The following is a 25,756-nucleotide window of genomic DNA, read 5'->3' on the forward strand; positions in this document are numbered from 1 at the left end:
TAAGCCTTGTATTTAAAGCGGATTGAGGATTGTTTCCTTTTTTGCAATATTGATTCGTTGCATTCGCATTATTGTTGTTTTGTTGACTGTAAACGTTTCAGCTTACGCGAACTTGGCATTTATTTGTAATTGAACTGTAATGTAGTCGTCTAATGCAGGAGCCTTCAGCTGGCCGATATCTGAACGGCGCGATGACGATTGGCCGAAAAGCGGACTAGACAGGCATCGGCGATTGTGATCCATGCGCACCAAGAAGGTGCGGCGCTGTGCCGCGCGAGGCCGCGCTATTTCGGCGCGGCGTCGTGCTCGCGGGTATGCCGGGCGAGGCTGGCCGCCGCGAGGCCCGCAGCCGCCGCGAGCGCGACGGATTTCCATGGGTGCTCGCGCACGTAACGGTCGGCCGCCACCGCTTTGCGGCTTGCGCCCAGCAGCGTGACCGCAGCGAGATGGGTCGCCTGGGTTTCCGCCGCGATCATCGAGCGTCCAACTTTGGCCGCCGTCGCCGCTACGGATGCTTTTTTGCGTGCCGGTGTTCGCCGCAGCGCGAAGACGGGTAACACACCGCCGCGCTCTCTGGAAAACGCGGCGCCCATGCCGGAAGCTTGCGCGTCGTCGTCCGCCTGGACCCCTCTTTCGTCCGAATGCAATGCCACATTCGCCGGAACGGTAGACGCCGCCAGCACCGACGCAAGCTTCGCGCGGCTTCCGGGCGGCGAATCCGCCTGCATGCCCCAACCGCCGCGAGGATCGTTGAGCCGCCCGCGCGCCGCCGAAAATTCCGCGCCGAGCAACAGCACCGCGGCGGAGAAGTACAGCCACATCAGCAGCACCGCGAGCGAGCCCGCCGCGCCGAACGAACTCGCCATGCCGGCGTGTGCGAGATACAGCGCAAACAGTTTTTTGCCTGCCGAAAACAGCACGGCCGCGACCACCCCGCCGACCAGCGCATCGCGCCACCGCACCCTTGCGTCGGGCAGAAACTTGAGCAGCCCGGCAAATGCAAACGCGAGCACCAGCAAGCCGACGCCGAGCTGCAGCAGATTGCCGATCACCACATAAGGTGAGTCGCCCCACAGCCACTTGCCGATAAAGGTGATCACCGTATCGAGCACAAGCGAAACGATCAGCAGAAATGCGACGCCGAGCACGAGCCCGAACGAAATCAGCCGCACGCGCACGAGCGCGATGACGCTCGAGGTGCGCGGACCGGTGTACGGCCACACGACGTTGAGCGCGCTGTTGAGCGACGAGAAAGTGGCCGACGCGCCTATCGCCAGCATCGCGAACGAGATGATGGCCGCGACGCCGCCCGCGCTGCCGCTGTGATGCGCGTTCTCGACGATCGTCTGCACGCCTGCCGCGGCCTGGTCGCCGAGCAGTCCGTGGATGTGGTCGAACAGTTCGCCGCGCGCGGCCTCGGCGCCGAAGAACCAGCCGGCCACCGCGATCACCATGACGAGTGTCGGCGCGAGAGAAAAGGCAGCGTAGAACGCGATGCTGGCCGCCATCGCCGTGCAACGGTCTTCGGAAAACTGCTTGAGTGCTCCGATCGCCCAGTTCGCCTGCGTGCGCGCCACGTGCTGAAGGTTTTCGGCGGAAAGCGTGTCCATGTCCATGGTCGAAGTCTCGATGAGTATGGGCGCCGGTCGGCGTGCGCGAGCCGCTCGGCCGGCCACACGCAGCCTTCGTATTGCTGTCGTTCGCAAACCCTGTGCCTGTGACTATAGCAAGCGTGCCGCATGCCCGCCCGTGCGCCGACGCTTGTGTGCCGCTAGAATGCGATGGCCTTCCTCATCGTCTTATAACAGCCATGCATTCGCACGAAGCCTTGAAGCAGTTGGACGTGATTCCCGCCGAACAACTCGCCGCGTCTTTGCCGGCGCATGTGCTCGCGCAATTGCCGCAACAGGGCGTCACGGTGTTTTCCGTCGCCGACGACGCGTCGGACACCGCCGCCTTCAGCGCGCGCTATGGCTTCGGTCTCGAGGACTGCGCGAACACAATCGTGGTGCGCTACAGGAAGGACGGTGCCGAGCACTACGCGGCGCTCGTTTCGCTCGGTTCGTTGCGGCTCGACATCAACGGTGCGGTAAAGGCGGCGCTTGGCGCACAGCGGCTGTCGTTCGCGAAGCGTGAGCTCGCGGTCGAATTGAGCGCAATGGAGTTTGGTGGCATTACGGCTTTCGGCTTGCCGGATGACTGGCGCATTCTTGTCGACGCGGCGGTGATGGAGCGCGCGCAGATCGTTATGGGTGCCGGCATTCGTGCGGCCAAGCTGCTGCTTGCGCCGGATGTGTTGCGTCAGTGGCCGCGTTGCGAAGTCGCGCAGATGACGCTCGCGGTGGAATGACGAGCGCAATGCGCGTCCGCGGCTGAGGATGTGTGAGTCAAAGACACCACGCGGCCCGCGCAGCGGCCGCGTGGCTTACGCAACGATCAGATAATGAGGCGCGAAACCTTCGTGCCTTCCAGCGACACCCCGGCCATCAGCCCGCCGTTGGTCAGAACGAATGCTTCGACTGGGCTCGTTGCCGTGGACGTATCGATCGCGCCGTTTGCGCCGACCTTGAGCAGGGCGACGGTCGCGTCCGCGCCCGCTGCCCAGCCCTGGCTATTAAGGAATTTGTCGAGTGCTTCCTGCGTCATGAACAGGAAGATAAGCGCCTTCGACTGTGCGCCGATCTGCAAGCCGAACGAGCCTGCCACGGTGCTGTAGTAGCCGGTCGTGCGACCGCCCACGCGCAGCGCGCCTTCGCCGTACTGGCCGCCTACCCAGAAGCCCGCCGCAATCACTGACGGGAACACCAGCACGCCGCGCGCTTTGGCCACGAGTTCGCGCGAGCCGCCGACATTCGCGTACAGACGTGAAAGCGTAGAGTCGATCCCCGCGTTGATCGTATCGCGCTTGCTGGCGTTGGCTGACGCCGACGCGTTCGAAGACGGGGACGTGGTGGTGCAACCGGCGAGGCCCAGACCTGCGGTTGCGAAAGCCGCGCCGGCCGTCGTGATGAATTGTCGTCTGCGCATGATGATTGTCCTTTTACGTTATCGAGGCGGTTTTTCTTTATCGATTAAAGGTAATGCTGTGACGCCGGCCAATATGACCGGTGTCAATGATAAAGCAGCATGTGCCGTGCCTGCTCCCATGCCGCCCGCGCAGAGAGCGGCATGAATGCGTGGGCGAGGGAACCCTCGCGGGCGAGCCGCGCGAATTCCTCGCTGTGCTTGCTTACATTGATGGACGAATGTTCTGGTTATGACGGAACAGGTTCTGCGGATCGTAGCGGCTCTTCACCGCGACGAGCCGTTCGTAGTTCGGGCCGTAAGCATCGGCGACGCGGCCGCCTTCTTCCTGCGTCATGAAGTTCACGTAGACGCTGCCGAGCGAAAAGGGCGCTGCCGCGCCGAAAAATGCGCGAGCCCAGGCGATGCAGCGGTCGTCGTCGGCGGGATCGTCCCAGCGTCCGTGCACGTTCATCGCGTAGTGCGTATCGCGGCTCGAATAGGCGGTTGCATTCACAGGCACGCGCTGTGTTTGGCCGCCGATCTGCCCGAAGAAAATCTCGCACTGCGGAGAAGGCAGGTTTTCAATCGACTGAAGCAGCGCGTCGATCAGGCCATCGTCGATGTCGGCGAGGTTGTGCGACTTCCAGTAATTGCGCGATCCCGGCGCGAGCAGCGGGTCGAACGCCTGTTGCCACATCACGTAGGGCATTTCGCCGAGATGTTCGCCGACCGGCGTGCCGAACGTCTTCACTTGCGCCACCATCGAAGGACCGTTCGCGCTCGGCCCGGTATAGCAGCTCGCGAAGATGATCACCGGCTGGCCGTGCACGTCGGCGGGCAAAAACGGCAGCGGCGGCGCGAGCCGCAGAACCGCCCACACGCTCAGATCGTCCGGCATCTGAGCGGCCGCCGCCCGGTATTTGACGAGTGCGTCCCTTGCCTGAGCGAACGGAAAAACCACGAGCCCGCCATATACCATCGGCCCCACCGGATGCAGCGCGAATTCGAACGACGTCACCACGCCGAAGTTGCCGCCGCCGCCGCGAATCGCCCAGAACAGATCTTCATTCGCTTCGGCGCTGGCGCGAAGCAGTTCGCCTTCGGCGGTGACGACGTCCGCGGAAATCAGATTGTCTACCGTCATGCCGTATTTGCGGCTGAGCCAGCCGAAGCCGCCGCCCAGCGTCAGGCCCGCGACGCCGGTGGTCGAATTGATGCCGAGCGGCGTGGCGAGCCCGAAGGCTTGCGCTTCATGATCGAAGTCGGCCAGCGTCGCGCCGGGCTCGACGTACGCGCGTCTCGCCACGGGGTCGATCCGCACCGATTTCATCCGCGAAAAGTCCATCACGAGGCCGTCTTCGCACAATGCGCTGCCGGCAATGTTATGACCGCCGCCGCGCAGCGCGAGCGGCAGATTGTTAGCGCGCGCAAAGGCGACGCCGCGACGCACGTCGGCGACACCGGCGCAGCGCAGAATCATCGCCGGACGGCAGTCGATCATTGCATTCCAGATGCTGCGTGCTTCGTTGAAGCCCGCATCTTCGGGAAGCACGAGCTGTCCACGTATGGCGGTTTTGAGTTCGTCGATGGCGCTGCTCGACACTTGAGCCATGGCTTGTCTCCAAGGGTGTTATGAGGGCGCTGTTCGAGCGCCGTTGACTGACCGAAGCAGACCGGAAGGAAATTGACAGACTGATTCAGCGTCCAGTAAACGAAGCGGCTCGATGGAGTCAAACACACGTAAACCCGCGTGCGCCTCGCTGTTTCCTGCGGACCTTGCGCGGCGGGCTTTTGCGGGCGTGAGCCGCGCCGTTCGCGGCGTTGGCGGGGCGAATGGTGCATGTGCTTGCGGAAAAGTTCGTGTGCGAAAGTGTTGGCTAGTCGCCAATGCGGGCGTTTCGCCGCGACAGGTATGACAAAAGCTGTCCGACTGCACGCTGCATGTTTGCTCTAGTTCGGCACTTCGATGACCTTGTCGTGGGCCACGACGAAAACTCTTTCGCCACTTGCGCGGCCGTCGTCGCGCGCGCCGCCGGTAAAGCTACCGAATGCCGGCAGCACGCCACATTGCGCACCGAAACGAAAACACGGCACGCGTACAGAGTCGTTGCGCGTCGCTATTCGATAGACCGGATGCAGATGTCCGGCGAGTGCGTAGACACCCTGGACCGTCTGCGGGTGGTGACACAGCGCCCACGGTCCAATGCGCAATGGCTCCTGCACATAGTCGACGTTGAGGGTGCCGGGCAAAGCGCCAGCATGCCGGTCATGATTGCCCTCGACGAGCACGATCCGCAAACGCTCGTAGCGGGCGCGCCAGATGTGCAACGCGTTCAGCGTTTCATCGGCGTGCGCCTCGCGTGCATGCAGCAGATCGCCGAGAAAGACGAGCGTGTCCGGTTCGAACGTGGCCATCAGTATGTCCAGACGCATCAGATTGTCGGCAGTGGAACCGACAGGCACCGGCACGCCGCGTGCGCGGAATACCGCGTCCTTGCCGAAATGCGCATCCGCGACGAAAAGGCAGCGCAGCGTGGGATCGAAAGCCGCGCGCAAGCTCGACAGCACAAGAGGATGACCTGCGATTTCAACTGCCAATGAAGCGGGCTTCATGCGGGGGCCGCCTTTTCGAGTTCCGCGAGCATCCGCTCGACGCGATCGGCGAGCTTTTCCGTGCTGACTTTCTCGCGCAGGCGTCCGACGATGAGCGGAAACGCAAACGGCGTCGGCTTTTTCGGGTGCGTGAGAACAAGGCGGCTCGCGTTCATCCGTTCGAGCGCGGTACGAATGCGTTTGGCGTCCAGTTCCTGCAGCAGTACTTCCGCATCTGCCTGATCGAGTAACAGATTGCCGCTGTCGTGATTGCGGAATATCTCGTAGAAAAGGCCACTAGAAGCCTGCAATTGCCGCGCGCTTTTCTGCTGGCCTGGGTGTCCCTGAAACACGAGTCCCGATACGCGCGCAATTTCCCGGAAGCGGCGCCTTGACAGCTCTGACGAATTGAGGCTCGCAAGTATGTCGTGATCCAGTTCTTCCACGCGGAGTAAGCCGCTCTCCAGTTCCGCAGCCCAGTCAAATGGTTGCGCAGACAACAGCTCGAAACCATAGTCATTCATTGAAATGGAGAAAGTACCTGGCTTCTCCCGCGCGATTCTCCATGCAAGCAATGCGCCGAGACCGATATGCGCGGTGCGCCCCGCGAACGGATAACAGAAGAAGTGATGCCCTTCGCGCGATTTGAGTACTTCCGCGACCAGCACGCCGGGCTCGGGCAACGCCGACCATTTCTGCTGCAACTCGAGCAGCGGCCGGACCGCTCGCATTTCCGGCTCGTCATAAATTCCACCGGCGGCGCGCGCGAGCATGGTCAACGTTGCGTCCGCCAGTTCTGACGAGAGCGGCATGCGGCTGCCTGCCCATTGCGGCATCGCGCCGCGTGACGACGTCGCCCGTTTAACCCAGGCAGTCATGTCCTGCACGCGAATCAGTTCGAGCGCGCGTCCGCCGAATGTAAAGACATCGCCCGGTTTGAGCCGCGAAATAAACGACTCCTCGATTGCACCTATGCGGCCACCCGCCACATACGCGACATTCAGCGTGCCGTTTGCGACTATCGTGCCGACGTTGTTGCGATGCCGGCGCACCAGGTCTTCGCGCGGCACGCGGTACAGGCCGTCGTGTTCGCGCACCACGCGGTGATAGTCGGGATACGCGCGCAACGCGGCACCGCCGCCTTCCACAAAGCCCAATGCCCAGTCGAATTCACTTTGCGTCAGATACCGGTAGGCGTAGGCACTGCGAACTTCGTCGTACAGCTCGCGCGGCTCGAAGCCGCCGCCAATCGCTACGGTCACCAGATGCTGGACCAGAACGTCGAAGGGCTTCTCGGGCGTTTCGCGGCCTTCTATCTGGCGCTTTTCGACCGCCTCGCGCGCTGCCGCCGCTTCGACGAGTTCGAGCGCATGCGTCGGCACGATCGTCACGCGTGAAGGCCGGCCGGGCGCGTGGCCTGAGCGGCCCGCGCGCTGCATCAAACGCGCGACGCCTTTGGGCGAGCCGATCTGGAACACACGTTCAACTGGCAGGAAGTCGACCCCGAGATCCAGACTCGATGTGCACACAACGACCTTGAGCAGACCGTTCTTCAGGCCGCGCTCGACCCACTCGCGCACTTCCTGGTCGAGCGAACCGTGATGCAGGGCAATTGCTCCGGCCCATTCGGGCCGCGCTTCGAGCAGCGCCTGATACCAGACTTCGCATTGCGAGCGCGTGTTGGTGAATACGAGCGATGTTTGCGCCTCGCCGATTGCATCGGCCACTGCCTCGACCTGGCGCATGCCCATGTGACCGCCCCACGGAAAGCGCTCGATGGTTTCGGGAATAACCGTATCGACAATCAATGCTTTCGGCAGCTTGCCGTGCACGCTGACGCGCGGTGTCCTGACCGGTGCGAGCAGTACATCGGCCGCGAAAGGAAGATTGCCGAGCGTCGCCGACAAACCCCACACCTGCAAGTCGGGCCGCCAATGCGCGAGCCGCGCGAGCGCCAACTGCGTCTGCGTGCCGCGCTTGTTGCCGAGCAATTCGTGCCATTCGTCGACGACAACGAGCCTCACATGCGAGAGCACTTCACGTGCGTCCGGCCTTGTGAGGATGAGCGACAGACTTTCGGGCGTGGTGATCAGCGCAGACGGCATGCGCCGGTTTTGCCGCGCGCGTTCGGCAGTGGAGGTGTCGCCGGTTCGCAAGCCCACGGTCCATGGCACGGCCAGTTCGATGGCCGAGCTTTGCAATGCGCGTGCCGTGTCGGCCGCGAGCGCGCGCATCGGCGTGACCCAGAGAACGGTGAGCGGTTCTGGCTGCATGGGCGGGACGCGCTTGCGCGTGAGCGCCGATTTTGACGTGACCGTGGACGTGCCCGGCGCTCCTCGCGTGAACGCTGCAAGCGCGCCAAACCACACCGCCCACGTCTTGCCCGCGCCCGTAGTGGCATGCAACAAGCCACTCGCGCCTCTTTCCATTTCGCGCCACACTTCATGCTGAAAAGCGAACGGCTGCCAGCGGCGCGCTTGGAACCACTCGTCAAGCTTTGCAGCGAAAGGGCGGCGCGCCGCATTTTCGTCGATGGCAAAGGGCAGCGGCTCGAAAGCGGGCTCGCGGGCATCGAGCCGCGCCTGCTGCTCGCGGCTGCGCGGAATGCGTCGCGGCCGCGGGGCGTGGCGCCGCTGTTGCGCGGCCGACGGCAACGCAACGTCCCGTTCATCAGGGTCAAGCGGTTCGTTCATTGAAAGCGCTCGTTAGCATCGGGTTCGCGGACGGCAATTCTTCAGTACATCTTCTACATGGACTGCACTCCCGAAGCGTGGGTTCACCAGAATTGCACTGACACACCGCAGTAGGCCGTGTTCAAATGCCGAGCTTTGGGCGCGCCTTGGCCTGATGCCATCGGCTATCGCCTCGGCGCATAACCCGCGGTTCGATTCATAACGGAGTTTACGTGGATAACAAATTCGCAGCGTTGCCTCGAGTGCCCTTGCAAATCGCGACCGCGCAGGCGCAGCCGGTTTGCGGGGATACGGCGGCGAACATCGCGAAGACGGTCGAATTGACCGCTCTTGCCGCTGAGCGCGGCGCAAAACTGGTGGTTTTTCCCGAGAAATTCCTGAGCGGCTATGAACCCGGCCTGATTGCCGGCGACCCGGCGAGATACGCGTTCGAGCCTTTAGATGCCCGCCTCGATCCGCTTCGCGAGACGTGCCGCCGGCACGCCATTGCGGCAGTCGTCGGCGCGGCCACGCGCGGCGCGCAGGGCCTGCATATTTCGTCGCTCGTAGTTGACTGCCGCGGCGAGGACGCGGCGCCGTATCACAAGCAATACCTATATAGAAGCGAAGCGCAGATCTACCGGCCAGGCACGCAAGACTGCATGCTCGAACTGAACGGATGGCGGCTCGCGCTCGGCGTGTGCTACGACTCGGGCTTTCCCGAGCACGCACGCACTGCCGCAATGAACGGTGCGCACGCTTATCTGGTGAGCGGGCTCTTCAGCGTCAAGTCCGGCTATCACCAGTCGCGCATCTGGTTCCCCGCACGCGCGTTCGACAATACGCTGTATGTGTTGCTGTCGAATCACGTCGGGACGACCGGCGGCTGGGACACATGTGGCGCGAGCGCGATCTGGAGTCCGTATGGCGACGTGATCGCGCAAGCCAGCCGCGAACGCGAGGAAGTGATCACCGCGTCGCTCGACCCCGCGGCGCTCGCCGATGTCCGCGAACGGGAAACGGCGCTCGCAGATTTCGTCGCGCGTGGCGAGGCCGCGGCTGGCGTTTCCGTGCAGCGGCTCGATTGACGGCCCGCGACGAGCGGTGCGCTAGAATGAGCTGTCCTACCCATCTGGAGACTCGTTTTGAAATCTATCGTTGCTCTGCTGGCCGCTACTGTACTTTCCTCGACGGCAATGGCTGCCGCTTCCTCTACGGAGAAGCTGCCTTCGGGCGTGGTGGTCGAGCATCTAGTGCAAGGCACCGGCGCACAGCCGGCGGCCACGGATGTCGTCAAGGTCAACTATCGCGGCACGCTTGCGAACGGCACTGAATTCGACGCGTCCGCGAAACACGGCGGCCCGGCAACGTTTCCGCTTAACCGCGTGATTCCGTGCTGGACCCAGGGCGTGCAGACCATGAAAGTGGGCGGCAAGGCCAAACTGACCTGCCCGGCCGCCACCGCTTACGGCAGCCGCGCCGTGGGCACGATTCCGCCGAACAGCGACTTGACGTTCGAAGTCGAGCTGGTCGACATCGTCAAATAAGGCGCCCCGACATGCACTGAAAGCAACCCCGCTACGATGTAACGCAGCGGGGTTTTTTTATGGACATGGCGCCCTGCGCCAGCCGGATGGAAGATGGAATAAAACGGAAGAGCACAGCGTACGGCAATAAACAACGACGTCTTTTTCAACTCGCCGCCCACCCCGCTCGTTTACGAATGTTGTTGTCATTCATCGTGCATGAGGAGCGTCTGTCATGAATATCGACTTCCATTACGGCGTGATCTATATCGTCGCGCGGGTGGGCGGAATGACGGAGCGTGAGGCGCTGACCGTCGCCCACGCGTGCCAGTATGTCGACGACGCGACAACGCCGGGCATTCTGCGGTTCCAGGGCGGGGAAACGTTCGAACGCTTTGCCACTGCGCACAAGACGTTCGACTACGCGAATACCCAGAGCGACCAGAACCGGCTCGTGTGGGCGCCGTTTCATTTTCTGCCTGCGGGACAGGGCGCGACGCTCGAAGAAAAAGCCGTATGCCGGGCCAACAGCGCGGTCGCGCGCGAGGTGGTGCGGCGCGCCATCCGCGAGCGCGGCACGGATACAGGTTTGCACCGTCTCGGCGTGACGCTGCATACGTATGTGGATACCTGGGCGCACCAGGGGTTCGCTGGCATAGAAAGTCCGGGCAACCGCGTTCACTCTCTCGAGGCGCAAGACATCACGCGCACGGGCTGGCTCGCGAATCTCACACTCGCGATGCAGCACCTGATCCAGCACGTCGAGGAAGACGTGATCACGCTCGCACTGCCTGTGGGTCATGGGGCCGCCTTGCACTATCCGGATCAGCCGTGGGCAAAGTGGCATTACATCGACGGCAGGAATATGTTCATACAGAGACACAATCTGCCTGAATTCGTCGAGGCCGCAGACATGGCGTGCCGCGCAGTGCGCGGCTATGTGGCCGGCCGCGAAGATTTCGAAAACGAAGAGGGAATGCCGGAAAACGTGAAAGCGGCGCTCACCGACTTGCTCGATACCAACCGGATCATGGACGACAACGAGCGCTTGCGCGCGATTTGCGAGTTCGTCAGAGAAGGCGGTATTCCCGGCCTGAAAGAAGCCATTCCGGACTATGTGCCGAAAGGAGTGGGCTCATGGAAGTACAAAGCCACTGGTCTTCGCGCGGAAGATGACTCCGGCGAGAGACCTGTATGGACCGAGGCGTTCGAGAAGAGCGATTACCGGCTCTTTCATGACGCGGTAAAACAGCACCGTTTCGTGACGACTCAGGAAGTTCTGCCGGCGTACGGCCTGCGAATTGCGTGACACTGTTGCGCGGGCAAGCGTGGCGCGGGTCCGGCCAGTACTTGCCGAGATAACGGGCCGCCATGTGGGCGGCTCCTTTATTGGCCGAACTTTCAGGTGAAAGTACTCATCGCTCTAGCGCTCGAACCGCCAGCGCCGCTTCAATATCCCCAGCGCGCATGCTCGCGCCATTGCTGTTCGCGCCAATGTTCGCGGCGCCATTCGTGCTCCCGCCATTCGCGTCGCGCGCGCCACGCGTCGCGCTCGTCGTACTCGCGATAACCGCCATAAGCTACTGCAACCGGAGCCGGGCCGTAGGCCACCGGAGGGGCGACATAGACGGGCGGCGGCGGTGCATATACCCCGACCGGAATGCCCACGCCGACGGCCAGGTTCACTTCTGCCGAAGCAACCGACGATACCGCCAGAACTGCCAGACCGAGTGCCGCGCCAACGATCTTCTTGTTCATTTCCCTTCTCCTTGCACTTTATGTGCGGTGCCAAAGCTTTTGTCCCGATGGACGGCTGAAGTGTAGAAGGGCGCCTGCGACACAGGTGAAACAGCATTGCGAGATCGGTAACGCACGGTTACCGGCCAACGCGGCGTTAAAAAATGAACTGGAAAGCTTTGAATCTCCGAATGCTTGCCTATAGTAGAAGCGGCTATTGCCGCAACGCACAGTGGCCGCCTTTTCTCTATATAGGTGACGGGGAACCGCCATGACGCCATCGAATGCTGCGATCTATCAGGCCCAGACTTGCACGCCCGAGTCGTTGCGAACGCTGGCAGTCTACCTGGAACTGGCGCTCGACAAGGGCGAAAGCGTGGTTCTGATGAGAATCGGCACATACGTGCGCAGCGTTTACGTTGGCGATCCGTCGGGTTCTCTGGAAGATCTGCGCGACGAGGGCGTGATCGAAGCCGAGCAGGCCGACGAGATCCTCGCGCTGACCAGAATAGGCCTTAACCGGATTACTGCCGACGACCAGCAATACCGCTTCTTGCGCGGCGTCCGATACATTGCCGATCGTCAGGTCGTTGTTTTCACGCCGACCTGAGCGAGCCTGCAACAATTGGAAAGACATAAGAGAAGGCGAATAAGCAGAAAAGAAGCGGCGCGCAATACAGCGGACATAAATGAGGAAGAGGCAGAGAACGAAGGCATGTAAAAGGCGTCTATGGATGGCATGAAAAAAGAAAAAGTTCGTACTCCAGCATGCGTTGTGCAAACGAATTGGGGTTTTTCCGGCCAGCCGGCTATGCCTTTCTTACGCTATTCATGGCATAGTTCGACCGATTACCACATAAGGAGCAATCCAATGCCCACGTTAGAGCAGATTCAGGCAAAGCTTAAGAAGCTTCAGGCGCAAGCTGACGCCCTTATTGCAAGAAAGGCACAAATCGCAATTGACCAGATTCGCGAATTGATGCTCAAGCATGGCTTGACCACCGCGGATATCGAAGCACAGGCAAAAGCGCGGCGCGCAGCCAATGGTCTTGATGGCCATGCAGGAATCGGCAAGGCAAAGGTCGGGGCGGCCGGGCAGAAGATAGCGAAGTATCGGGATCCGAAAACCGGCGCAACGTGGACTGGGCACGGCCGCGCGCCCGGTTGGATTGCCGCTGCGAAAGACCGCAGCGTGTTTCTGATTGACGGTGCAAGCCAGTCGAAGCCGTCCGCAAGCATTGTCGCGACTCGCGCGAAAGGCAAAGGCCAGCCAAAAGGCGCACAACCGCCGAAGTACCGCAACCCCACCACCGGCGCGACGTGGAGCGGACGCGGCCCGGCTCCGGCCTGGCTTGCATCGGTGAAAGATCGCAGCAAATTTCTGATCGACGGCAGCGCAACGTCGGCGGCGGGCAAGGCGGGTACCGTGAAATCGTCGGCAGCAAGTGGCGCGGTCAGCAAGAAGGCTGCTGCGAAGAAAGTGGTGGCGAAAAAGGCCAAGGCTGGCAAGCAATCCGTTGCGGCTGGAAAGGCCGCGGTGAAAACCGCTGCGAGGAAAGCCGTAGTGCGAAAAGTCACTGCAAAAAAGGCTGCTAGAAAAGCGGCAACCAAAGCCGCAACGAAAGCGCCGGGCCGCAAGAAGGCCGTAGCTACAGAATCGGCAGCGAGCACAGCAGCACCGCTAGCCTCGGCCGCGGCGAGCGCGTAAGCGTACGGAATAGCGAAGTACATGACGAGCGCGCTCGAATCATCCCGGCAGGAAGATCAGGTTCTCCTGCTGGAGTCGGTTCCTCATCCGGCAGCCGACGCTGCCGAACCATTCATTGTCGCGAGCGACCGCCGGGTGATTCTCGCTTATCCGATAGCGGAGTCCGACTTCGAGCGGTTCGGTCCATTCGATCCCGACGACGATCCCTTCTGCGCAGTGCTATTTCCCGACGCCGTATTTCATCGGCTAGGCCCGCCGGGAGAGCGCGACCTCGAGATTCATCCACTTGCGTCGCAAGGTTTGGCTGCTTATTCGGCGCATGAAGTGATTCATTCTTCGCTCGTGGATGAACTCTCCGCAGTGTCATCGCCCCAACCGGGCCGGCGCCATTTCGTCGTCACCTTTCTGGAATCGACGTTCGAGTGTGTTGCCTCGGACTACACCGTGGTGGGCGTATATGGCGCGGCCGAAATAGCGAGCCGCGAGGCATTCGCATTGGTACGTTAGCCCTATTCGCTGTTGGACTCTCGTTGCCGTGCGCTAGTTACCCGGATCGAGTACCGGCCGATCCGGGTCCTCGCGCGTTTTATAGGGCAGTTGGGCGGCACGAGGGTTCGTTGTCGTGTCGTCGATCACGCGTTCCACGTCGGCCGTTTTGGCGAGTTCGGCGAGGAACGTCTGTTTGTCGAAGCCTGGCGCAATACAGCCCTGTACGTAGATGAACCGGCGTTGCAGCGTAAGCCACAATGTCGACCGTTCGCGCCACTGAGTGGCGGCGTTGATAATGGCGAGACGCCGCTGCACGGCTTCGGCGATTTCCTTGTCGTACAGGTAAGCGTTCGATAAGCGGCAGCGGCCTTCTATCCAGCAACTGTTGCCGCGTTCAATGCGGTAATGGCTGTCGGCGAGCCACTCCTGTTCGGTTTCGAGTGGACCGAGAGGCACCGGGCACCCCTCTATCGCTTTGGAGATCTGGAAGAAGGGATCGTGTCCGCGATTGATCCGCTGTTCTTCACCGTGAGCCGCCGATAAAGCGAAAGCCAGCGACAGACATAAACATAAAGCGACGCTTTCTAATGTACTCGCTCTCGCCCGCATGAAGCGTGTCACCATTATTGTCTCCACTCGTTGCGCAGCGAGACATTCTTTGCATTAGCGACTCGTGCGCCGGTTTTCAACAGCAAACTTGATCAACTCGGCCTGACCTTCAATGTCCAGCTTTCGCTTCAGGTTCAGGCGATGTGTCTCCACTGTACGCACCGACAGATCGTTGCGTTGCGCGATCTGCTTGCTCGACAAACCCTCTGCGAGCGCATCGAGAATATCGCGTTCGCGCGGCGTGAGCCGTTCAACTGGCGACTGCATGGCCGACGCCTGAATCAGTCGCGCGCCGAGTCCGGCGCTGAAATACGTCTTGCCGTCGAGCACAGCGCTAATCGCCTGAATGATTTCGGTCGCCGGCGAGTCCTTCAATACATAACCGCTGGCGCCCGCGCGCACTGCCTGCGTGACGTATTCGAGGTTGTCGTGCATCGAGAGCATCAGCACGCGGATGGCGGGAAAGCGCTCATGAAACATGCCGGCTAGAGCGATACCGTTCATACCGTTCATGCCGACGTCCATCAGCACGAGGTGCGGTTCGTGACTCGCGGCGAGCGCGAGCGCCTCTTGCGCATTACCTGCTTCGCCGACCACTTCGAGGTCGCGCACGGCTTCGAGCCGCGCACGCAAGCCGTCGCGAACGAGTGGATGATCGTCGACCAGAATCAGCCGGGCAGTTGCATGCGATGTGTCGTTCATAAAGAGGTTTCCTGCAGACTCTGCTTATCGAGCTCCGGTGCACCAGGATCAAGCGGCACGCGCGCGGTGACGAGCGTGTGGCCAGGCTGCGAGCTGAGCGCAAGCGTGCCGCCGAGCGCTTCCACGCGCTCGCGCATGTTGCGTAAGCCCACGCCCGAACGGCGGCCGACAAAGGCATGCGTGACGTCGAAACCAGAGCCATTATCGGCGATGGTGAGCGTGACTGCATCGTTCGAAACTTCCAGCGCGAGCGCCGCATTCGTCGCATGCGCATGCCGCACGATGTTCGTCAACGCTTCCTGCGCGATACGGAACAACACGGTGTTCACGGCATCCGTCAACGAGGCGGCGTGAGTATGCGTGATCTGTGTGAAGCCGATTTCAATGCCCGACTGTTCGCTGAGTTCGCGCGTGAGTTGTTCGATTGCGGCCGCGACACCCAGGTCGTCGAGCATCGACGGACGCAGTGCATGAGAAATGCGCCGTATTTCACGCAGCGTATCGCCGAGCCGCGTGAGGCTGGTCGAGAGGGCGGCTTCGGCGGCGGGCACGCGGGTTTCGCTGCGCTCGAAACGGGCGAGCGCCGATTCGAGCAGCAGTTTCACCGACACCATCATCTGGCTGATGCCGTCGTGCAATTCACGCGAAAGCCGCGCGCGTTCGTTCTCCTGCGATTCGACGACCTGCTGCGCGAGCCGCTTCAGTTTTGCGTCCGCGCTGCGATATTCGGTGATGTTGAGTACGAGCGCGCAAAGCGCAATTGCGGCGAGCCCGGCAAGTGCGATTGCGTCGATCCACATCATCGTGCGATCGATGTTTCGCGCCGCCCGTTCGTCGATATGCGCGAGCGTGGTGTCCACGTCGTCCAGATAGATGCCTGTGCCGATCATCCAGCCCCAGCGTTCGAGCGGCACCACGTAGCCGAGCTTGGACGCGACCTTGCCCGTCGACGGACGATGCCACAGATAGCGCACATAGCCGCCGCCTTGCGAGGCAGCAGCGAGCAGCTTCTGGATGGTCGGCACGCCTTGCGGATCGCGCAGCTCCGACAGATCGCGCCCGACCAGATCCGGCTCGCGCGGATGCATCAGCGAGCGGCCGTGCGTGTCATAGACGAAGAAATAGCCGTCCTTGCCGAAGTCCATCTTCTCGAGGGTGTTGAGCGCGCGCGTGCGGCGCAGCGCGTCGTCGCGGGCGTTGTCCTCGTCTTCTTCGTAAAGCGGTGCGATCGCGGATGTAGCCAGCTCGACGTAATGCTTGAGTTCGATTTCCTTGCTGGCCATGTACGCGGCCTGAGTGGTCGCGTGCTGCGCTTGCGCGAGCGCGGTTGCTTCGCGACGCACGCCTATTTCGATGCTGGCGATAGCCGCGAGGAAGGGCACGATAGCCAGCAGAACGATCTTGGCTTTGAGTTTCATCGTTGAAAAAAACGCCTGTCGGCTACGTAGTAATACGTAGCCCGCTTACGTAGTTGCGCGCTTGTGAGGACGCGTACGAAGGCGAATACTACATCCCCGCGGCGTAGTGCGTCTTGCGGACGCTTTCGCCGTGCTGCCGGCGCAACCAGCTGCGCCATTCGTATGACGTGCTCGGGCGTGGTTAATGCTCACCCTCGTCGTGCGCCGGCAACGCGCAAACAGCAGGTTCCGGTTTCGGCAGCGTCGTTGAGTGGGTACTCCACGCAGATGCCCGGTTCCGGTTTTCCGCGCGCGGGACTACGAGTCCTGAAACGCGGTGTCAATAATAGATCTAGGAGAAGTACATGGAGACCTCCCCACCGGCCGGCCGGTCATGGCTGTGGCTCATTCTTTTGCTCCCGTATATCGCGCTGTTATGGCTGCCGTTCTATAACGACACGCGTCCGTCGTTCGCCGGTTTTCCGTTCTTTTACTGGTATCAGTTCCTGTGGGTGCCGTTGACCTCGCTACTGATTTACGTCGTGTACCGAGGTGTCAAATGAGCGACCTGAACCCCGTCAACCCGGTGGCGATGACCGTCTTCATCGCATTCTTCGTTCTTGTGACAGTGATCGGCTTCTTTGCCGCTCGCTGGAAACGCGGCGATCTCACGCAATTGCACGAATGGGGTCTGGGCGGCCGGCAGTTCGGCACCATCATCTCCTGGTTCCTGGTAGGCGGCGACTTCTACACCGCGTACACGGTGATCGCAGTGCCTGCGCTCGTCTATTCGGTCGGCGCCTATGGCTTCTTTGCGCTGCCGTACACGATCATCGTTTACCCGTTCGTGTTCGCCGTCATGCCGAAGCTGTGGAAAGTCGCGCATGCGAAACACCACATCACGGCAGCGGACTACGTGCACGGCGAGTACGGCGGCAAATGGTTTCCGGCTGCGGTCGCGCTGACCGGCATCGTCGCGACCATGCCGTACATCGCGCTGCAACTGGTCGGCATGCAAGTGGTGATCAAGGGACTCGGCGTGACCGGTGAATTGCCGTTGATCGTCGCCTTCGTAATTCTCGCGCTGTATACATATGCGAGCGGCCTGCGTGCCCCGGCGATGATCGCGTTTGTGAAGGACATCATGATCTACATCGTCGTGATCGCGGCGGTGTGGCTGATTCCGGCCAAGCTCGGCGGCTATGCGCACGTGTTCGACGCAGCGGATACCTACTTCAAGGCCAAGGGCGGCGCGACCGGCATCATCCTCAAGCCGACGCAATTCACCGCGTATGCATCGCTCGCGTTGGGTTCGGCGCTCGCGGCCTTCATGTATCCGCATACGATGACCGCGGTGCTGTCTTCTTCGTCGGCGAATACGGTGCGAAAGAATGCGATTTTCCTGCCGGCCTATACGCTGCTGCTCGGCTTGATCGCGTTGCTCGGCTATATGGCGATTGCAGCGGGCGTACATGTGAAGTCGGCTTCGGACATGGTGCCGGCGCTCTTCAACACGCTGTTCCCGTCGTGGTTCGTCGGTTTTGCGGCGGCAGCCATTGCGATCAGCGCACTGGTTCCGGCCGCGATCATGTCGATTGGCGCGGCCAATCTGTTCACGCGTAATTTGTGGCGTCCGCTGGTTTCACCAAACATCACGCCTGAAGCGGAAGCAGCGAACGCGAAGATCGTCTCGCTCGTCGTGAAGTTCGGCGCACTGCTCTTTATCGTGTTCCTGCCGACACAATACGCAATCGACCTGCAACTGCTCGGCGGTGTGTGGATCCTGCAGATCTTCCCGGCAATCGTCTTCTCGCTGTACACACGTCGCCTGAATACGCCTGGGCTCTTCAGCGGCTGGCTCGTCGGCATCGTGCTCGGCACTTCGCTTGCGATTTCTCAAGGGCTCAAGCCCGTGCTTGCACTGCATCTCGGCGATGCTGTCTATCCGGTGTACATCGGCCTGATCGCACTCGCGGTGAACGTTATCGTGGCGTTTGTCGTCTCTGCGGTGTCGCCGCGTCGAGTGGCGGTTACCGCCTGATTGCCCGGTCCCGACCGAGCGTTACTCACGCCGCGAGCCTTTACGCTCGCGGCGTTTTTCATTTTCAGCAGCGCAAGCGCACGCTCAGTGCAGCTCGCGCACTACACCAGTACTTCCACCGATTGCATGGCCCGGCGAATGTCCGACGTCCGGTCCCACGATTCGTCGCGGATCGTCTCGATCAGGCAGTCGATAAAGCATCGCGACGCGGCATCGGCAGGCTCGCCTGTGCGCATGATGATGCCGACCGTGGAGTCCTCCAGTTCTTCCCGTAGCGGGATCGCGCACAAACCGTCACGCGCCGCGCACAGCTCGACGAGCGGCCACGGAAAAATGCTCACCATGTCCGTGCGCTTGAGCAGCGCGAGCGCAACAGTGAGCGAGTGCAAAAAGTGGATGCTGCGCGGCACGGGTAAGCCATAGCGCGCGAACATCTGATAGGACGCCTGGCCCTCGGTTTCAGGATCGAGCGCCACAAGCCAGTCGTCGTCGAGCAATTGCGCGAGAGAACGCGATTCGGCATGCGGATGACCTTGCCGGGCCACGACCGCGCGGCTCGTTGCAAAGAGCGGGTGATAGTTGAAGTCGCCAGTGGTTGCGCCGGGCACTTGCCGGCCCACGTAAATGTCGAGACTGCCGTCGCGTAGACGCGGTGTCGCGATGGCCAGCAGGCCCTCGAACAATTCCAGCTGTATAGCGGGCATTCTGGCGCGAAAGCGCACCACGGCTTCGGGCAGAAACGTCAGCGCGACCCACGCGGTCACGGCAATGGAAAGACGGCCGCTGGGTTCGCCGCGCATCGCGTCCATGGCCTGATTCGCGCGCGTCATCTGAGCGGCGACGAGCCGCGCATGTGCAAGCAGGGTTTGCCCGCATGGAGTGAGCGTCACACCCGACGAGGTACGCACGACTAGCTGCATGCGCACGGTTTCTTCCAGTTGCTGAATGTTTTGCGTGACGGCGGCGGGCGACGAAGCGAGCATGCGCGCGGCACCTCTGACGCTGCCCGCATCGGCAATCGCGATCAGGACACGCAGTTGATGGATTTTCATATTGGTTGCCCAGCGGTTTGTGGCATGCGGCGAAGCGTTTGTCGTTGCTTTACGCGTTCACCAACGTGGCCCATTCTCAAGCGGCCTATGCCGGCATATTGTGGAGGCACGGCTACAGCGTCGGGGTGCCTGTTCTTCCCTCGCGCAACGAGGGCTTTTACGTCCGTAGTCCTGAAGGTTTTTTAAAAGGTATCTGAGTACATAAACCGGGCTGTCAGCCGGTTCACGTGTAACGCTTAGCATAGGAGTGTAACGATGACTGAGCAAGTTCCCGTGCTGTGGGCAACTCACTCCGATATCCGGTTGAGTCCCATTTGCGGTGACGCGTCGTTCAGAGGCGCGGCTGCGCGAACGCACGCTCATGGCCACCCTGCGCATTGGTCGTTCATCGACTCGCTCACCGGCGTCTATAACCGTGCCTACGCGACTGGACGCGCTCAGCAGTGGCTCAGATCCGCGCGGGCCGCGCGTGTTGCGATGCTGATCGTCAACGTGGACGGCTTCAGCAGGATCAACGACATTGCCGATTACGATCTCGGCGACCGTCTGTTGCGCAGTGTCGCGCAGCGGCTCGCTAGCTCAGTGGCGGCGAACGATCTGCTTGCACGCATCGGCGGCGACGAGTTCGTGATTGTTACAGATGGTCACCGCGAGGTGCCGACGCTGCCCGCGTTCGCGCAACAGATACTCGCGTTGTTCGCGGAGCCGTTTGTGATTGCGGGGCGTGGGTATCGCGTGAGTGCGTCGGGGGGCGTGGCGCTTTGCGGCGGCCAGGTGCGCGACGCGGCTCTGCTGATGCGCGATGCCGGCGCCGCCATGCGCCGCGCGAAAGCGCAGGGCCCCGGCAGTTTGCAGTTCTTCACGGGCGACATGAAAGAAGCTGCGCAACGCCGCTTTGAGATCGAGGATCTGCTGCGCGATGCGCTCGATGCCGGCGAATTCAAGCTTGCCTATCAGCCAGTCGTGAACGCCACGTCACGTGAGACAGTGGGCGTCGAGGCGTTGCTGCGCTGGACCAGCGCAGAGCTTGGCGACGTCTCCCCGGCCGAATTCATCCCCATCGCGGAACAGGCGGGGTTGATGGGAAGCATTGGCGACTGGGTATTGGAGCAGGCGTGCGCGCAGGTCGCGGACTGGCGCTGGAGCATCGCGCCGGGCGTCACTGTTTCCGTGAACATTTCGCCCGTGCAGTTCAACGAGCGGCTTGTGCAACATGTCGCTGCGTGTCTCGCGAACACCGGGCTCGAACCTTCCGCTCTGCAACTCGAGATTACCGAAGGCATGCTGATGCCGGACGATCCAACTCTATGCGCGACGATGTCCGCGCTGACGAAGCTGGGCGTGAGGCTCGCCATCGACGACTTCGGTACTGGTTATGCGTGCATGTCGTACCTGAAGCGTTTTTCGCTGCATGGCCTGAAGATCGACCGCTCGTTTGTGGCGGGCTTGCCGGACGACAGAGACTGCGCGGCCATTGCGCATGCGGTCGTGAAGATGGCCCACGCATGCGGCATGTCCGTCACTGCGGAGGGCGTGGAGACGGAAGAGCAGGCCTTGCTGCTGCATGAGATCGGCTGCGATTCCCTGCAAGGGTATCTGTTCGGCCGCCCCGGCAGCGCTGCCGATTGCGCCGGCAAACTGACGGGCGCCAGCCGCTTCGCAAGAAGGCGTCTGCCACGATAAGCGGACCGTAGTGGAAGTGGCGTTTTCGGCCACGACTTCTAGAATGATTTCATTAGGACGACGAGCTTGAACGCCGCCGGGTCGGGCGGTGTTGTGTTAGTGAGGAGAGAGACCATGTGTGATGCAGAAGTCGCCGCTGTGCTGTTGAACCGTTGCACGGCTCAGCCATTCGGTAACGATGAACCGTCCTATCTCGGCATATTGCGTGAAGGCAATCTGTCGTTCAAACACGAAATTGGCTTTGTGGGTATGCGCGATCTTCCGGACCCCGAAGCATGCCGTACCGAATCGATTATTTTTGAGGACGGCTCGCGCGCATTGCGTATCAGTGCGGCCGACGGCGATACCGGCTGGACGCAATGGACCGCCTTGCAACCGTTGCACTGAAAGAAGCGGCGCGCGCCGCTCCTGTTTGCCGCTAGAACCTGTCCACCCTGAAGGGCCGCGCGTCCACCAGCGTTTCTTCGCCCGTCATCATTTCGGCGATCAGGCGGCCTGTCACGGGCCCTAGCGTGAGTCCGTGGTGCGCGTGGCCGAATGCGAACCACAAGCCCTGATGTTTTTCAGCGCGTCCGATAACCGGCATCATATCCGGCGTGCAAGGCCGTGCGCCCATCCACGGTTGATCGTCGAGGCGTTTGTCGAGCGGAAACAGCGTGCGTGCAATCGGTTCGACGGCGGCGAGTTGCGTCGGCGTTTTCGGTGCATCGAGGAGCGCAATTTCGGCGCCGGTCGTCAGGCGGATGCCGCGTGCCATTGGCGCGAGCAGATAGCCGCGTTCGGCGTCGAGCACCGGGTGATTAAGACGCGCGCCCGCCCGCGGCGCATAGTGCATGTGATAGCCGCGCTTGACGCCAAGCGGCAGGCGATAACCGAGCTGCGAACTCAGGACGCCGGACCACGGCCCCAACGCGACGACCGCCGACGAAGCCGCAATCGTACCCGCGTTGGTGGTGACCTCCCAGCCGTTGCGCAGCGTATTAGCGTCGCCGGTAAAGAACCGTCCGCCGAGGCTCTCGAAGTATTTGGCGTAGGCCGTGACGAGTGCATTCGGATCGCTTACAGAATCCGCTTGCGGATAGCGCAAAGCACCCAGCAACGTTTTGTCGAGATCAGGCTCGATCTGCTGGAGGCGGGCGGCGTCGAGCGTTTCGAACTCCACGCCGTATTCGCGCCGCCATTGTTCCGCGTGCCCGAATTCCGCGTCTTGAGCCGCATGGCTGCGAAACACCTTGATCCAGCCGGTGGGACGCAGCAATGCACTCGCGCCTGCAGCCGCGGCCAGCGCGCGGTGCTCGCTCACGCACTGTTCGATCAGCGTCGAATACGACCTCGCAATCGCCGCGTGTTTCGCGGGCTCCGAGTTGCGCCAGTAACGCCACAGGAACGGCGCCGCATGAAATAGCGCATCCGCGTGGTAGCGAACGTCGAGCGACTGGTTGAGCGCATAGCGAAGCAATGCGCCCAGTCCGCGCGGAAATGCGTACGGATAAACGCCTTCCCGCTGAATCAACCCTGCATTGCCGAACGAAGTCTCATTGCCCGGCGGTTTGCGGTCCACGAGCGCAACCTGCCGGCCGCGCTTCTGCAAATGCACGGCCACGCACACGCCGACAATGCCGGCGCCCAACACGACCGTATCGAATCTGGTTGTTGTCATCGGTTAGACCGAGGAGAGGCTCGAGCCATTGGAGCCGGAGTTGGTGAAAAGAGGAGGCGAGGTCACGATGGATTTTAACGACGCATCCGGCTTCGTGAGCTTCGACAGATCGGGCCGCGGACGACGCAACACAGGCGATTGTGCGAAGACCTGCTCCATTGCATGCGCGACGGCGAGTGTCTTGCGATCGGCATGAAACGGCCCGACGATCTGCAAGCCGAACGGCATGCCCGCGTGATCGAGACCGCACGGCAGCGACACGGCCGGGTGCGTAGTGAGCGTGACGACGTAGGTGAGCGCGAGCCAGCGGTAATAGTTGTCCTGCTCGCGCCCGTCGATTTGCGCGGCGTACAGCTGCTGCCAGGGAAACGGCGTCACCGGCGTGGTTGGCGAGACAATCACGTCGTACTGCCGGAACGCGGCCTGGAAGCGTTTGAAGATGCGCGTCTGCTCGGCTTGCGCCCATGCGCTGTCCGCGAGGCTCATGCTCGCGCCGAGCTCGTAGTTGGCGCGCGTGTTCGGGCCGAGCTGATTCGGGTCGCGTGTATAGGCGTCGTGCAGACCGGCGACGAAACTCTCCGCGCGAATCACATCGAAGCAGCGATGCACGTCGCCGAGATCGAAGCGGACTTCCTCGCACGAACGGAAAGACGGCGCGATCAGCGCGATGCGCTCGCGGAATAGTTTACGAATCGACGCATCCACGTCGCAACTGCCGAAGTCTTCGGTCCAGCCCACTCGCAATGTGCCGAGGTCGATGTCGGCAGGCACGGCAAAGCTGAGCGGATCGACGGCAAAACTGAGCGGATCGCCAGCGGAAATGCCCGCTGTAGCGGCGAGCTGCAGGCACGCCTCCGCAACGGTGCGGCCCATCGGCCCGACCACTGAAATCGGCGACCAGCCCACGAGCTTGCGCGAATTCGGCACGAGTCCGGGCGTCGGACGAAAGCCCACTACGCCGCATTTGGAAGCGGGAATGCGCAGCGAGCCGCCTGTGTCAGAGCCGGTGCATACCGGCAGCATGTCGCACGCGAGCGCAGCGGCGGAGCCTCCCGACGACCCTCCCGCATTCAACAAGGTATTGAAAGGATTGCCGGTTGCGCCCCACACCGGATTGCGCGTGTTCGCTCCCGCGCCGAGTTCCGGCACGTTGGTCTTCGCGGTGACGATCGCCCCGGCGGCCCGCAGGCGCTCGACGAGCACCACGTCTTGCGTTGGCACGTTGCCGCGCGACATGGGCGAACCATAAGTAGTCAGGAGTCCGGCGGTATTTTCGAGGTCCTTCACGCCGAGCGGCAGGCCATGCAAGAGGCCCAACGGCTCGCCGTCGAGCACCTGTTTCTCGGCGCGCTTTGCGGCCGCTCGCGCGGTGGGAAAATCCGTTGCGGTGATCGCATTGACCGCCGGATTCACGGCCTCGATTCGCGAGATGCACGCTTCGAGCAATTCGACGGGCGAGATTTCTTTCGCACCGATCATGCGGCGCAATTCGACCGCGCTGCGGCCGGGCAAGCCGTTGTCCCGATTCACATTGTCCTGCATCATTGCGTCCTCTTCTTCAGGCGAGTGCTTCGCCGGTGCGGTCCTTCAGCCAGATTACCGGCACGAGCGAAATCGCGCACGCAGCGGCGACGTACCAGGCCGGCGCAAGCGGATTGCCGGTGCGCGCGACCAGCCAGCTTGCAATAAACGGCGAGAAGCCGCCGAAAAACGATGCACTTACCACATAGGTCAATGCGATCCCCGTTGCGCGCACATGCCTCGGGAACAGTTCCGGAATCATCACCAGCACCGGCACGATCTGCCCGGAGACGAACACCGCGAGCAGCGCGGAGACGATGCAAAGCGCGGTCATCGACGGATGCGCGCTCAGGAATGCAAACGCCGGATAAACGAGCAACAGCATGACGACGCGCGAAATCACCAGCACGCGCTTGCGGGTGTAGCGATCCGCCAGCATGCCGGCAAGCGGCGCCGCGACAAACAGCGCGAGCGAACTGACGATACCCGAGATGACCGCCGACGTCGACGAAAGATGCAGCGCGCGCACTGCATGGCTCGGCAGAAAAAACGCGGTGATGTACACCGACACCGAGCCGCCCAATTCGGCGAAGGTGCCGAGAATGGTCAGCTTGAGATGAGTCGTCAGCGCAGCCTTCAGCGCGCCGCGCGGCGCCGCTTCGCCCGGCTTGCGCGAGGTCAGCGTTTCTTCCAGGCGTCGGCGGATCAGCATGCCGGCAGGCGCGGCGACGATCCCGAGCATGAACGGAATGCGCCAGCCCCATTCGAGCACCGCCTGCTTAGGCAGCAACACGTTGACGAGCGTCGCGACCAGCGCGCCGAGAACGAGACCCGCTGCGGTCGCCGCGAAATTCCAGCTCGCGAAGAAGGCGCGGGTGTTGTCGGTTGCGTATTCGACCAGCAGCGTGGTGCCCGGCCCGAATTCGCCGCCCGCCGCGAAACCCTGGATCAGACGCGCGACGAGCACAATCAGCGGCGCGGCGAGCCCCGCGACCGCGTAAGTGGGCGCGCACGCGATCATCGCGCAACTGAGCGCCATCAGCATGATGGTGAGGACCATCGCGTTCTTGCGGCCCGCGCGGTCCGCGTACGCGCCGATCACCACGCCGCCCAGCGGCCGCACGACGAAGCCCACGCCGAACACGCCGATGGAAAGCAAAAACTGGTTGACGGGGGACGCGCCCGGAAAGAACAACTGCCCGATCTGGATCGCGAAGAAGCTGTAGATCGTGAAGTCGTAGAATTCGAGCGCTGTGCCGATGGTCGTGGCAGTGATGACGCGGGTCTTCGTCAAGCCGGACTTACTGAGCGCAAGGGTAGACACGATACGGGCCCCACAAGATGGTGGAATCGACGTGAGT

The 25,756-nt window shown here is 62.0% G+C and carries 24 protein-coding genes; 11 read left to right on the top strand and 13 right to left on the bottom strand.

The annotated features are described in order from the left end of the window. Nucleotides 1–284 precede the first annotated feature (284 nt). Entirely contained in the window at nt 285–1,616 is a 1,332-nt protein-coding gene (locus tag A3AC_RS0101735) for a YihY/virulence factor BrkB family protein (RefSeq protein WP_025596747.1), read from the bottom strand. A gap of 194 nt (nt 1,617–1,810) precedes the next feature. Here A3AC_RS0101735 and A3AC_RS0101740 point away from each other — a divergent pair, with 194 nt between their 5' ends. Next, nucleotides 1,811–2,350: a YbaK/EbsC family protein gene (locus A3AC_RS0101740; RefSeq protein WP_025596748.1), complete on the top strand. Its 540-nt coding sequence runs from the start codon at nt 1,811–1,813 to the stop codon at nt 2,348–2,350. 86 nt (nt 2,351–2,436) lie between these two features. On the opposite strand, the gene A3AC_RS0101745 is transcribed toward A3AC_RS0101740, so the two are convergent. From A3AC_RS0101745 to A3AC_RS0101760, 4 genes are all read right to left on the bottom strand, one after another. Next, nucleotides 2,437–3,027, bottom strand: coding sequence for a BPSL1445 family SYLF domain-containing lipoprotein (locus A3AC_RS0101745; RefSeq protein ID WP_025596749.1), 591 nt, complete (start codon nt 3,025–3,027; stop codon nt 2,437–2,439). Nucleotides 3,028–3,229: 202 nt separating this feature from the next. Beyond that, a complete protein-coding gene (locus A3AC_RS0101750; RefSeq protein WP_025596750.1) occupies nt 3,230–4,618 on the bottom strand; it encodes an FAD-binding oxidoreductase in 1,389 nt (462 codons plus the stop codon). Nucleotides 4,619–4,956: 338 nt separating this feature from the next. Continuing rightward, nucleotides 4,957–5,619 (bottom strand): ligase-associated DNA damage response endonuclease PdeM, encoded by a 663-nt coding sequence (pdeM, locus tag A3AC_RS0101755; RefSeq protein ID WP_025596751.1) that lies wholly within the window; start codon nt 5,617–5,619, stop codon nt 4,957–4,959. Continuing rightward, on the bottom strand, nt 5,616–8,291 hold the full coding sequence (locus A3AC_RS0101760; protein ID WP_025596752.1) for a ligase-associated DNA damage response DEXH box helicase: 2,676 nt from the start codon (nt 8,289–8,291) through the stop codon (nt 5,616–5,618). Before A3AC_RS0101760 ends, pdeM begins: the two co-directional genes overlap by 4 nt. 212 nt (nt 8,292–8,503) lie before the next feature. Here A3AC_RS0101760 and A3AC_RS0101765 point away from each other — a divergent pair, with 212 nt between their 5' ends. From A3AC_RS0101765 to A3AC_RS0101775, 3 genes are all read left to right on the top strand, one after another. Then, on the top strand, nt 8,504–9,358 hold the full coding sequence (locus A3AC_RS0101765) for a carbon-nitrogen hydrolase family protein (protein ID WP_025596753.1): 855 nt from the start codon (nt 8,504–8,506) through the stop codon (nt 9,356–9,358). 108 nt (nt 9,359–9,466) lie between these two features. Continuing rightward, on the top strand, nt 9,467–9,817 hold the full coding sequence (locus tag A3AC_RS0101770; protein ID WP_232231902.1) for an FKBP-type peptidyl-prolyl cis-trans isomerase: 351 nt from the start codon (nt 9,467–9,469) through the stop codon (nt 9,815–9,817). Nucleotides 9,818–10,031: 214 nt separating this feature from the next. After that, nucleotides 10,032–11,105, top strand: coding sequence for a DUF6765 family protein (locus tag A3AC_RS0101775; RefSeq protein WP_025596755.1), 1,074 nt, complete (start codon nt 10,032–10,034; stop codon nt 11,103–11,105). Between the two features lie 140 nt (nt 11,106–11,245). Here the strand turns inward: A3AC_RS0101775 and A3AC_RS0101780 are convergent, their stop codons facing one another. Beyond that, on the bottom strand, nt 11,246–11,554 hold the full coding sequence (locus A3AC_RS0101780; protein WP_025596756.1) for a hypothetical protein: 309 nt from the start codon (nt 11,552–11,554) through the stop codon (nt 11,246–11,248). Between the two features lie 250 nt (nt 11,555–11,804). On the opposite strand from A3AC_RS0101780, the gene A3AC_RS0101785 reads away from it, so the two are divergent. The 3 genes from A3AC_RS0101785 to A3AC_RS0101795 all read left to right on the top strand — a co-directional run bounded on the left by A3AC_RS0101785 (nt 11,805) and on the right by A3AC_RS0101795 (nt 13,748). After that, entirely contained in the window at nt 11,805–12,143 is a 339-nt protein-coding gene (locus A3AC_RS0101785; RefSeq protein WP_025596757.1) for a hypothetical protein, read from the top strand. Nucleotides 12,144–12,404: 261 nt separating this feature from the next. Next, nucleotides 12,405–13,241 (top strand): H-NS family nucleoid-associated regulatory protein, encoded by an 837-nt coding sequence (locus A3AC_RS0101790; RefSeq protein WP_025596758.1) that lies wholly within the window; start codon nt 12,405–12,407, stop codon nt 13,239–13,241. A 21-nt stretch (nt 13,242–13,262) separates the two neighbouring features. Continuing rightward, the gene (locus A3AC_RS0101795) at nt 13,263–13,748 is read left to right on the top strand and encodes a hypothetical protein (protein ID WP_025596759.1); all 486 of its coding nucleotides are present in this window, start codon (nt 13,263–13,265) and stop codon (nt 13,746–13,748) included. Nucleotides 13,749–13,781: 33 nt separating this feature from the next. Here the strand turns inward: A3AC_RS0101795 and A3AC_RS0101800 are convergent, their stop codons facing one another. Genes A3AC_RS0101800 through A3AC_RS0101810 form a run of 3 tightly spaced genes read right to left on the bottom strand, consistent with a single transcriptional unit; the run spans nt 13,782 to nt 16,459 of the window. Continuing rightward, the gene (locus A3AC_RS0101800) at nt 13,782–14,339 is read right to left on the bottom strand and encodes a hypothetical protein (protein ID WP_035474653.1); all 558 of its coding nucleotides are present in this window, start codon (nt 14,337–14,339) and stop codon (nt 13,782–13,784) included. A gap of 54 nt (nt 14,340–14,393) precedes the next feature. Next, nucleotides 14,394–15,041 (bottom strand): response regulator, encoded by a 648-nt coding sequence (locus A3AC_RS0101805; protein ID WP_025596761.1) that lies wholly within the window; start codon nt 15,039–15,041, stop codon nt 14,394–14,396. Beyond that, complete coding sequence (locus tag A3AC_RS0101810) at nt 15,038–16,459, bottom strand: cache domain-containing protein (RefSeq protein WP_025596762.1); 1,422 nt, start codon at nt 16,457–16,459, stop codon at nt 15,038–15,040. The genes A3AC_RS0101805 and A3AC_RS0101810 overlap by 4 nt, the downstream gene beginning before the upstream one ends. Nucleotides 16,460–16,803: 344 nt before the next feature. Between A3AC_RS0101810 and A3AC_RS0101815 the strand changes: the two genes are divergently transcribed. Then, on the top strand, nt 16,804–17,001 hold the full coding sequence (locus tag A3AC_RS0101815; RefSeq protein WP_025596763.1) for a DUF3311 domain-containing protein: 198 nt from the start codon (nt 16,804–16,806) through the stop codon (nt 16,999–17,001). Continuing rightward, on the top strand, nt 16,998–18,479 hold the full coding sequence (mctP, locus tag A3AC_RS0101820; RefSeq protein WP_025596764.1) for a monocarboxylate uptake permease MctP: 1,482 nt from the start codon (nt 16,998–17,000) through the stop codon (nt 18,477–18,479). The genes A3AC_RS0101815 and mctP overlap by 4 nt, the downstream gene beginning before the upstream one ends. Before the next feature lie 101 nt (nt 18,480–18,580). Here mctP and A3AC_RS0101825 read toward each other — a convergent pair whose 3' ends face one another. Further along, nucleotides 18,581–19,531, bottom strand: coding sequence for a LysR substrate-binding domain-containing protein (locus A3AC_RS0101825; RefSeq protein WP_025596765.1), 951 nt, complete (start codon nt 19,529–19,531; stop codon nt 18,581–18,583). Between the two features lie 255 nt (nt 19,532–19,786). On the opposite strand from A3AC_RS0101825, the gene A3AC_RS0101830 reads away from it, so the two are divergent. Both A3AC_RS0101830 and A3AC_RS0101835 read left to right on the top strand, forming a co-directional pair. Further along, complete coding sequence (locus A3AC_RS0101830) at nt 19,787–21,214, top strand: putative bifunctional diguanylate cyclase/phosphodiesterase (protein ID WP_025596766.1); 1,428 nt, start codon at nt 19,787–19,789, stop codon at nt 21,212–21,214. A 66-nt stretch (nt 21,215–21,280) separates the two neighbouring features. Next, nucleotides 21,281–21,601: a hypothetical protein gene (locus A3AC_RS0101835; protein WP_232231878.1), complete on the top strand. Its 321-nt coding sequence runs from the start codon at nt 21,281–21,283 to the stop codon at nt 21,599–21,601. Between the two features lie 31 nt (nt 21,602–21,632). On the opposite strand, the gene A3AC_RS0101840 is transcribed toward A3AC_RS0101835, so the two are convergent. From A3AC_RS0101840 to A3AC_RS0101850, 3 genes are read right to left on the bottom strand one after another with little or no spacing between them, the layout of a single operon-like run. Beyond that, nucleotides 21,633–22,874 (bottom strand): NAD(P)/FAD-dependent oxidoreductase, encoded by a 1,242-nt coding sequence (locus tag A3AC_RS0101840; protein WP_025596768.1) that lies wholly within the window; start codon nt 22,872–22,874, stop codon nt 21,633–21,635. A gap of 3 nt (nt 22,875–22,877) precedes the next feature. Continuing rightward, nucleotides 22,878–24,419: an amidase gene (locus tag A3AC_RS0101845; protein ID WP_156924561.1), complete on the bottom strand. Its 1,542-nt coding sequence runs from the start codon at nt 24,417–24,419 to the stop codon at nt 22,878–22,880. A 13-nt stretch (nt 24,420–24,432) separates the two neighbouring features. Then, on the bottom strand, nt 24,433–25,719 hold the full coding sequence (locus A3AC_RS0101850) for an MFS transporter (RefSeq protein WP_025596770.1): 1,287 nt from the start codon (nt 25,717–25,719) through the stop codon (nt 24,433–24,435). Nucleotides 25,720–25,756 lie beyond the last annotated feature (37 nt).

The sequence above is a fragment of the Burkholderia sp. WSM2230 genome (genome assembly GCF_000472445.1).
Lineage (GTDB): Bacteria > Pseudomonadota > Gammaproteobacteria > Burkholderiales > Burkholderiaceae > Paraburkholderia.

Coding starts and splice junctions, on each gene's coding strand:
- A3AC_RS0101825 (WP_025596765.1), bottom strand. CDS start 19,531: ATGAAAATCCATCAACTGCGTGTCCTGATCGCGATTGCCGATGCGGGC.
- A3AC_RS0101810 (WP_025596762.1), bottom strand. CDS start 16,459: ATGAAACTCAAAGCCAAGATCGTTCTGCTGGCTATCGTGCCCTTCCTC.
- A3AC_RS0101770 (WP_232231902.1), top strand. CDS start 9,467: ATGGCTGCCGCTTCCTCTACGGAGAAGCTGCCTTCGGGCGTGGTGGTC.
- pdeM (WP_025596751.1), bottom strand. CDS start 5,619: ATGAAGCCCGCTTCATTGGCAGTTGAAATCGCAGGTCATCCTCTTGTG.
- A3AC_RS0101750 (WP_025596750.1), bottom strand. CDS start 4,618: ATGGCTCAAGTGTCGAGCAGCGCCATCGACGAACTCAAAACCGCCATA.
- A3AC_RS0101830 (WP_025596766.1), top strand. CDS start 19,787: ATGACTGAGCAAGTTCCCGTGCTGTGGGCAACTCACTCCGATATCCGG.
- A3AC_RS0101735 (WP_025596747.1), bottom strand. CDS start 1,616: ATGGACATGGACACGCTTTCCGCCGAAAACCTTCAGCACGTGGCGCGC.
- A3AC_RS0101740 (WP_025596748.1), top strand. CDS start 1,811: ATGCATTCGCACGAAGCCTTGAAGCAGTTGGACGTGATTCCCGCCGAA.
- A3AC_RS0101815 (WP_025596763.1), top strand. CDS start 16,804: ATGGAGACCTCCCCACCGGCCGGCCGGTCATGGCTGTGGCTCATTCTT.
- mctP (WP_025596764.1), top strand. CDS start 16,998: ATGAGCGACCTGAACCCCGTCAACCCGGTGGCGATGACCGTCTTCATC.
- A3AC_RS0101795 (WP_025596759.1), top strand. CDS start 13,263: ATGACGAGCGCGCTCGAATCATCCCGGCAGGAAGATCAGGTTCTCCTG.
- A3AC_RS0101785 (WP_025596757.1), top strand. CDS start 11,805: ATGACGCCATCGAATGCTGCGATCTATCAGGCCCAGACTTGCACGCCC.
- A3AC_RS0101790 (WP_025596758.1), top strand. CDS start 12,405: ATGCCCACGTTAGAGCAGATTCAGGCAAAGCTTAAGAAGCTTCAGGCG.
- A3AC_RS0101800 (WP_035474653.1), bottom strand. CDS start 14,339: ATGCGGGCGAGAGCGAGTACATTAGAAAGCGTCGCTTTATGTTTATGT.
- A3AC_RS0101775 (WP_025596755.1), top strand. CDS start 10,032: ATGAATATCGACTTCCATTACGGCGTGATCTATATCGTCGCGCGGGTG.
- A3AC_RS0101745 (WP_025596749.1), bottom strand. CDS start 3,027: ATGCGCAGACGACAATTCATCACGACGGCCGGCGCGGCTTTCGCAACC.
- A3AC_RS0101780 (WP_025596756.1), bottom strand. CDS start 11,554: ATGAACAAGAAGATCGTTGGCGCGGCACTCGGTCTGGCAGTTCTGGCG.
- A3AC_RS0101805 (WP_025596761.1), bottom strand. CDS start 15,041: ATGAACGACACATCGCATGCAACTGCCCGGCTGATTCTGGTCGACGAT.
- A3AC_RS0101840 (WP_025596768.1), bottom strand. CDS start 22,874: ATGACAACAACCAGATTCGATACGGTCGTGTTGGGCGCCGGCATTGTC.
- A3AC_RS0101760 (WP_025596752.1), bottom strand. CDS start 8,291: ATGAACGAACCGCTTGACCCTGATGAACGGGACGTTGCGTTGCCGTCG.
- A3AC_RS0101845 (WP_156924561.1), bottom strand. CDS start 24,419: ATGATGCAGGACAATGTGAATCGGGACAACGGCTTGCCCGGCCGCAGC.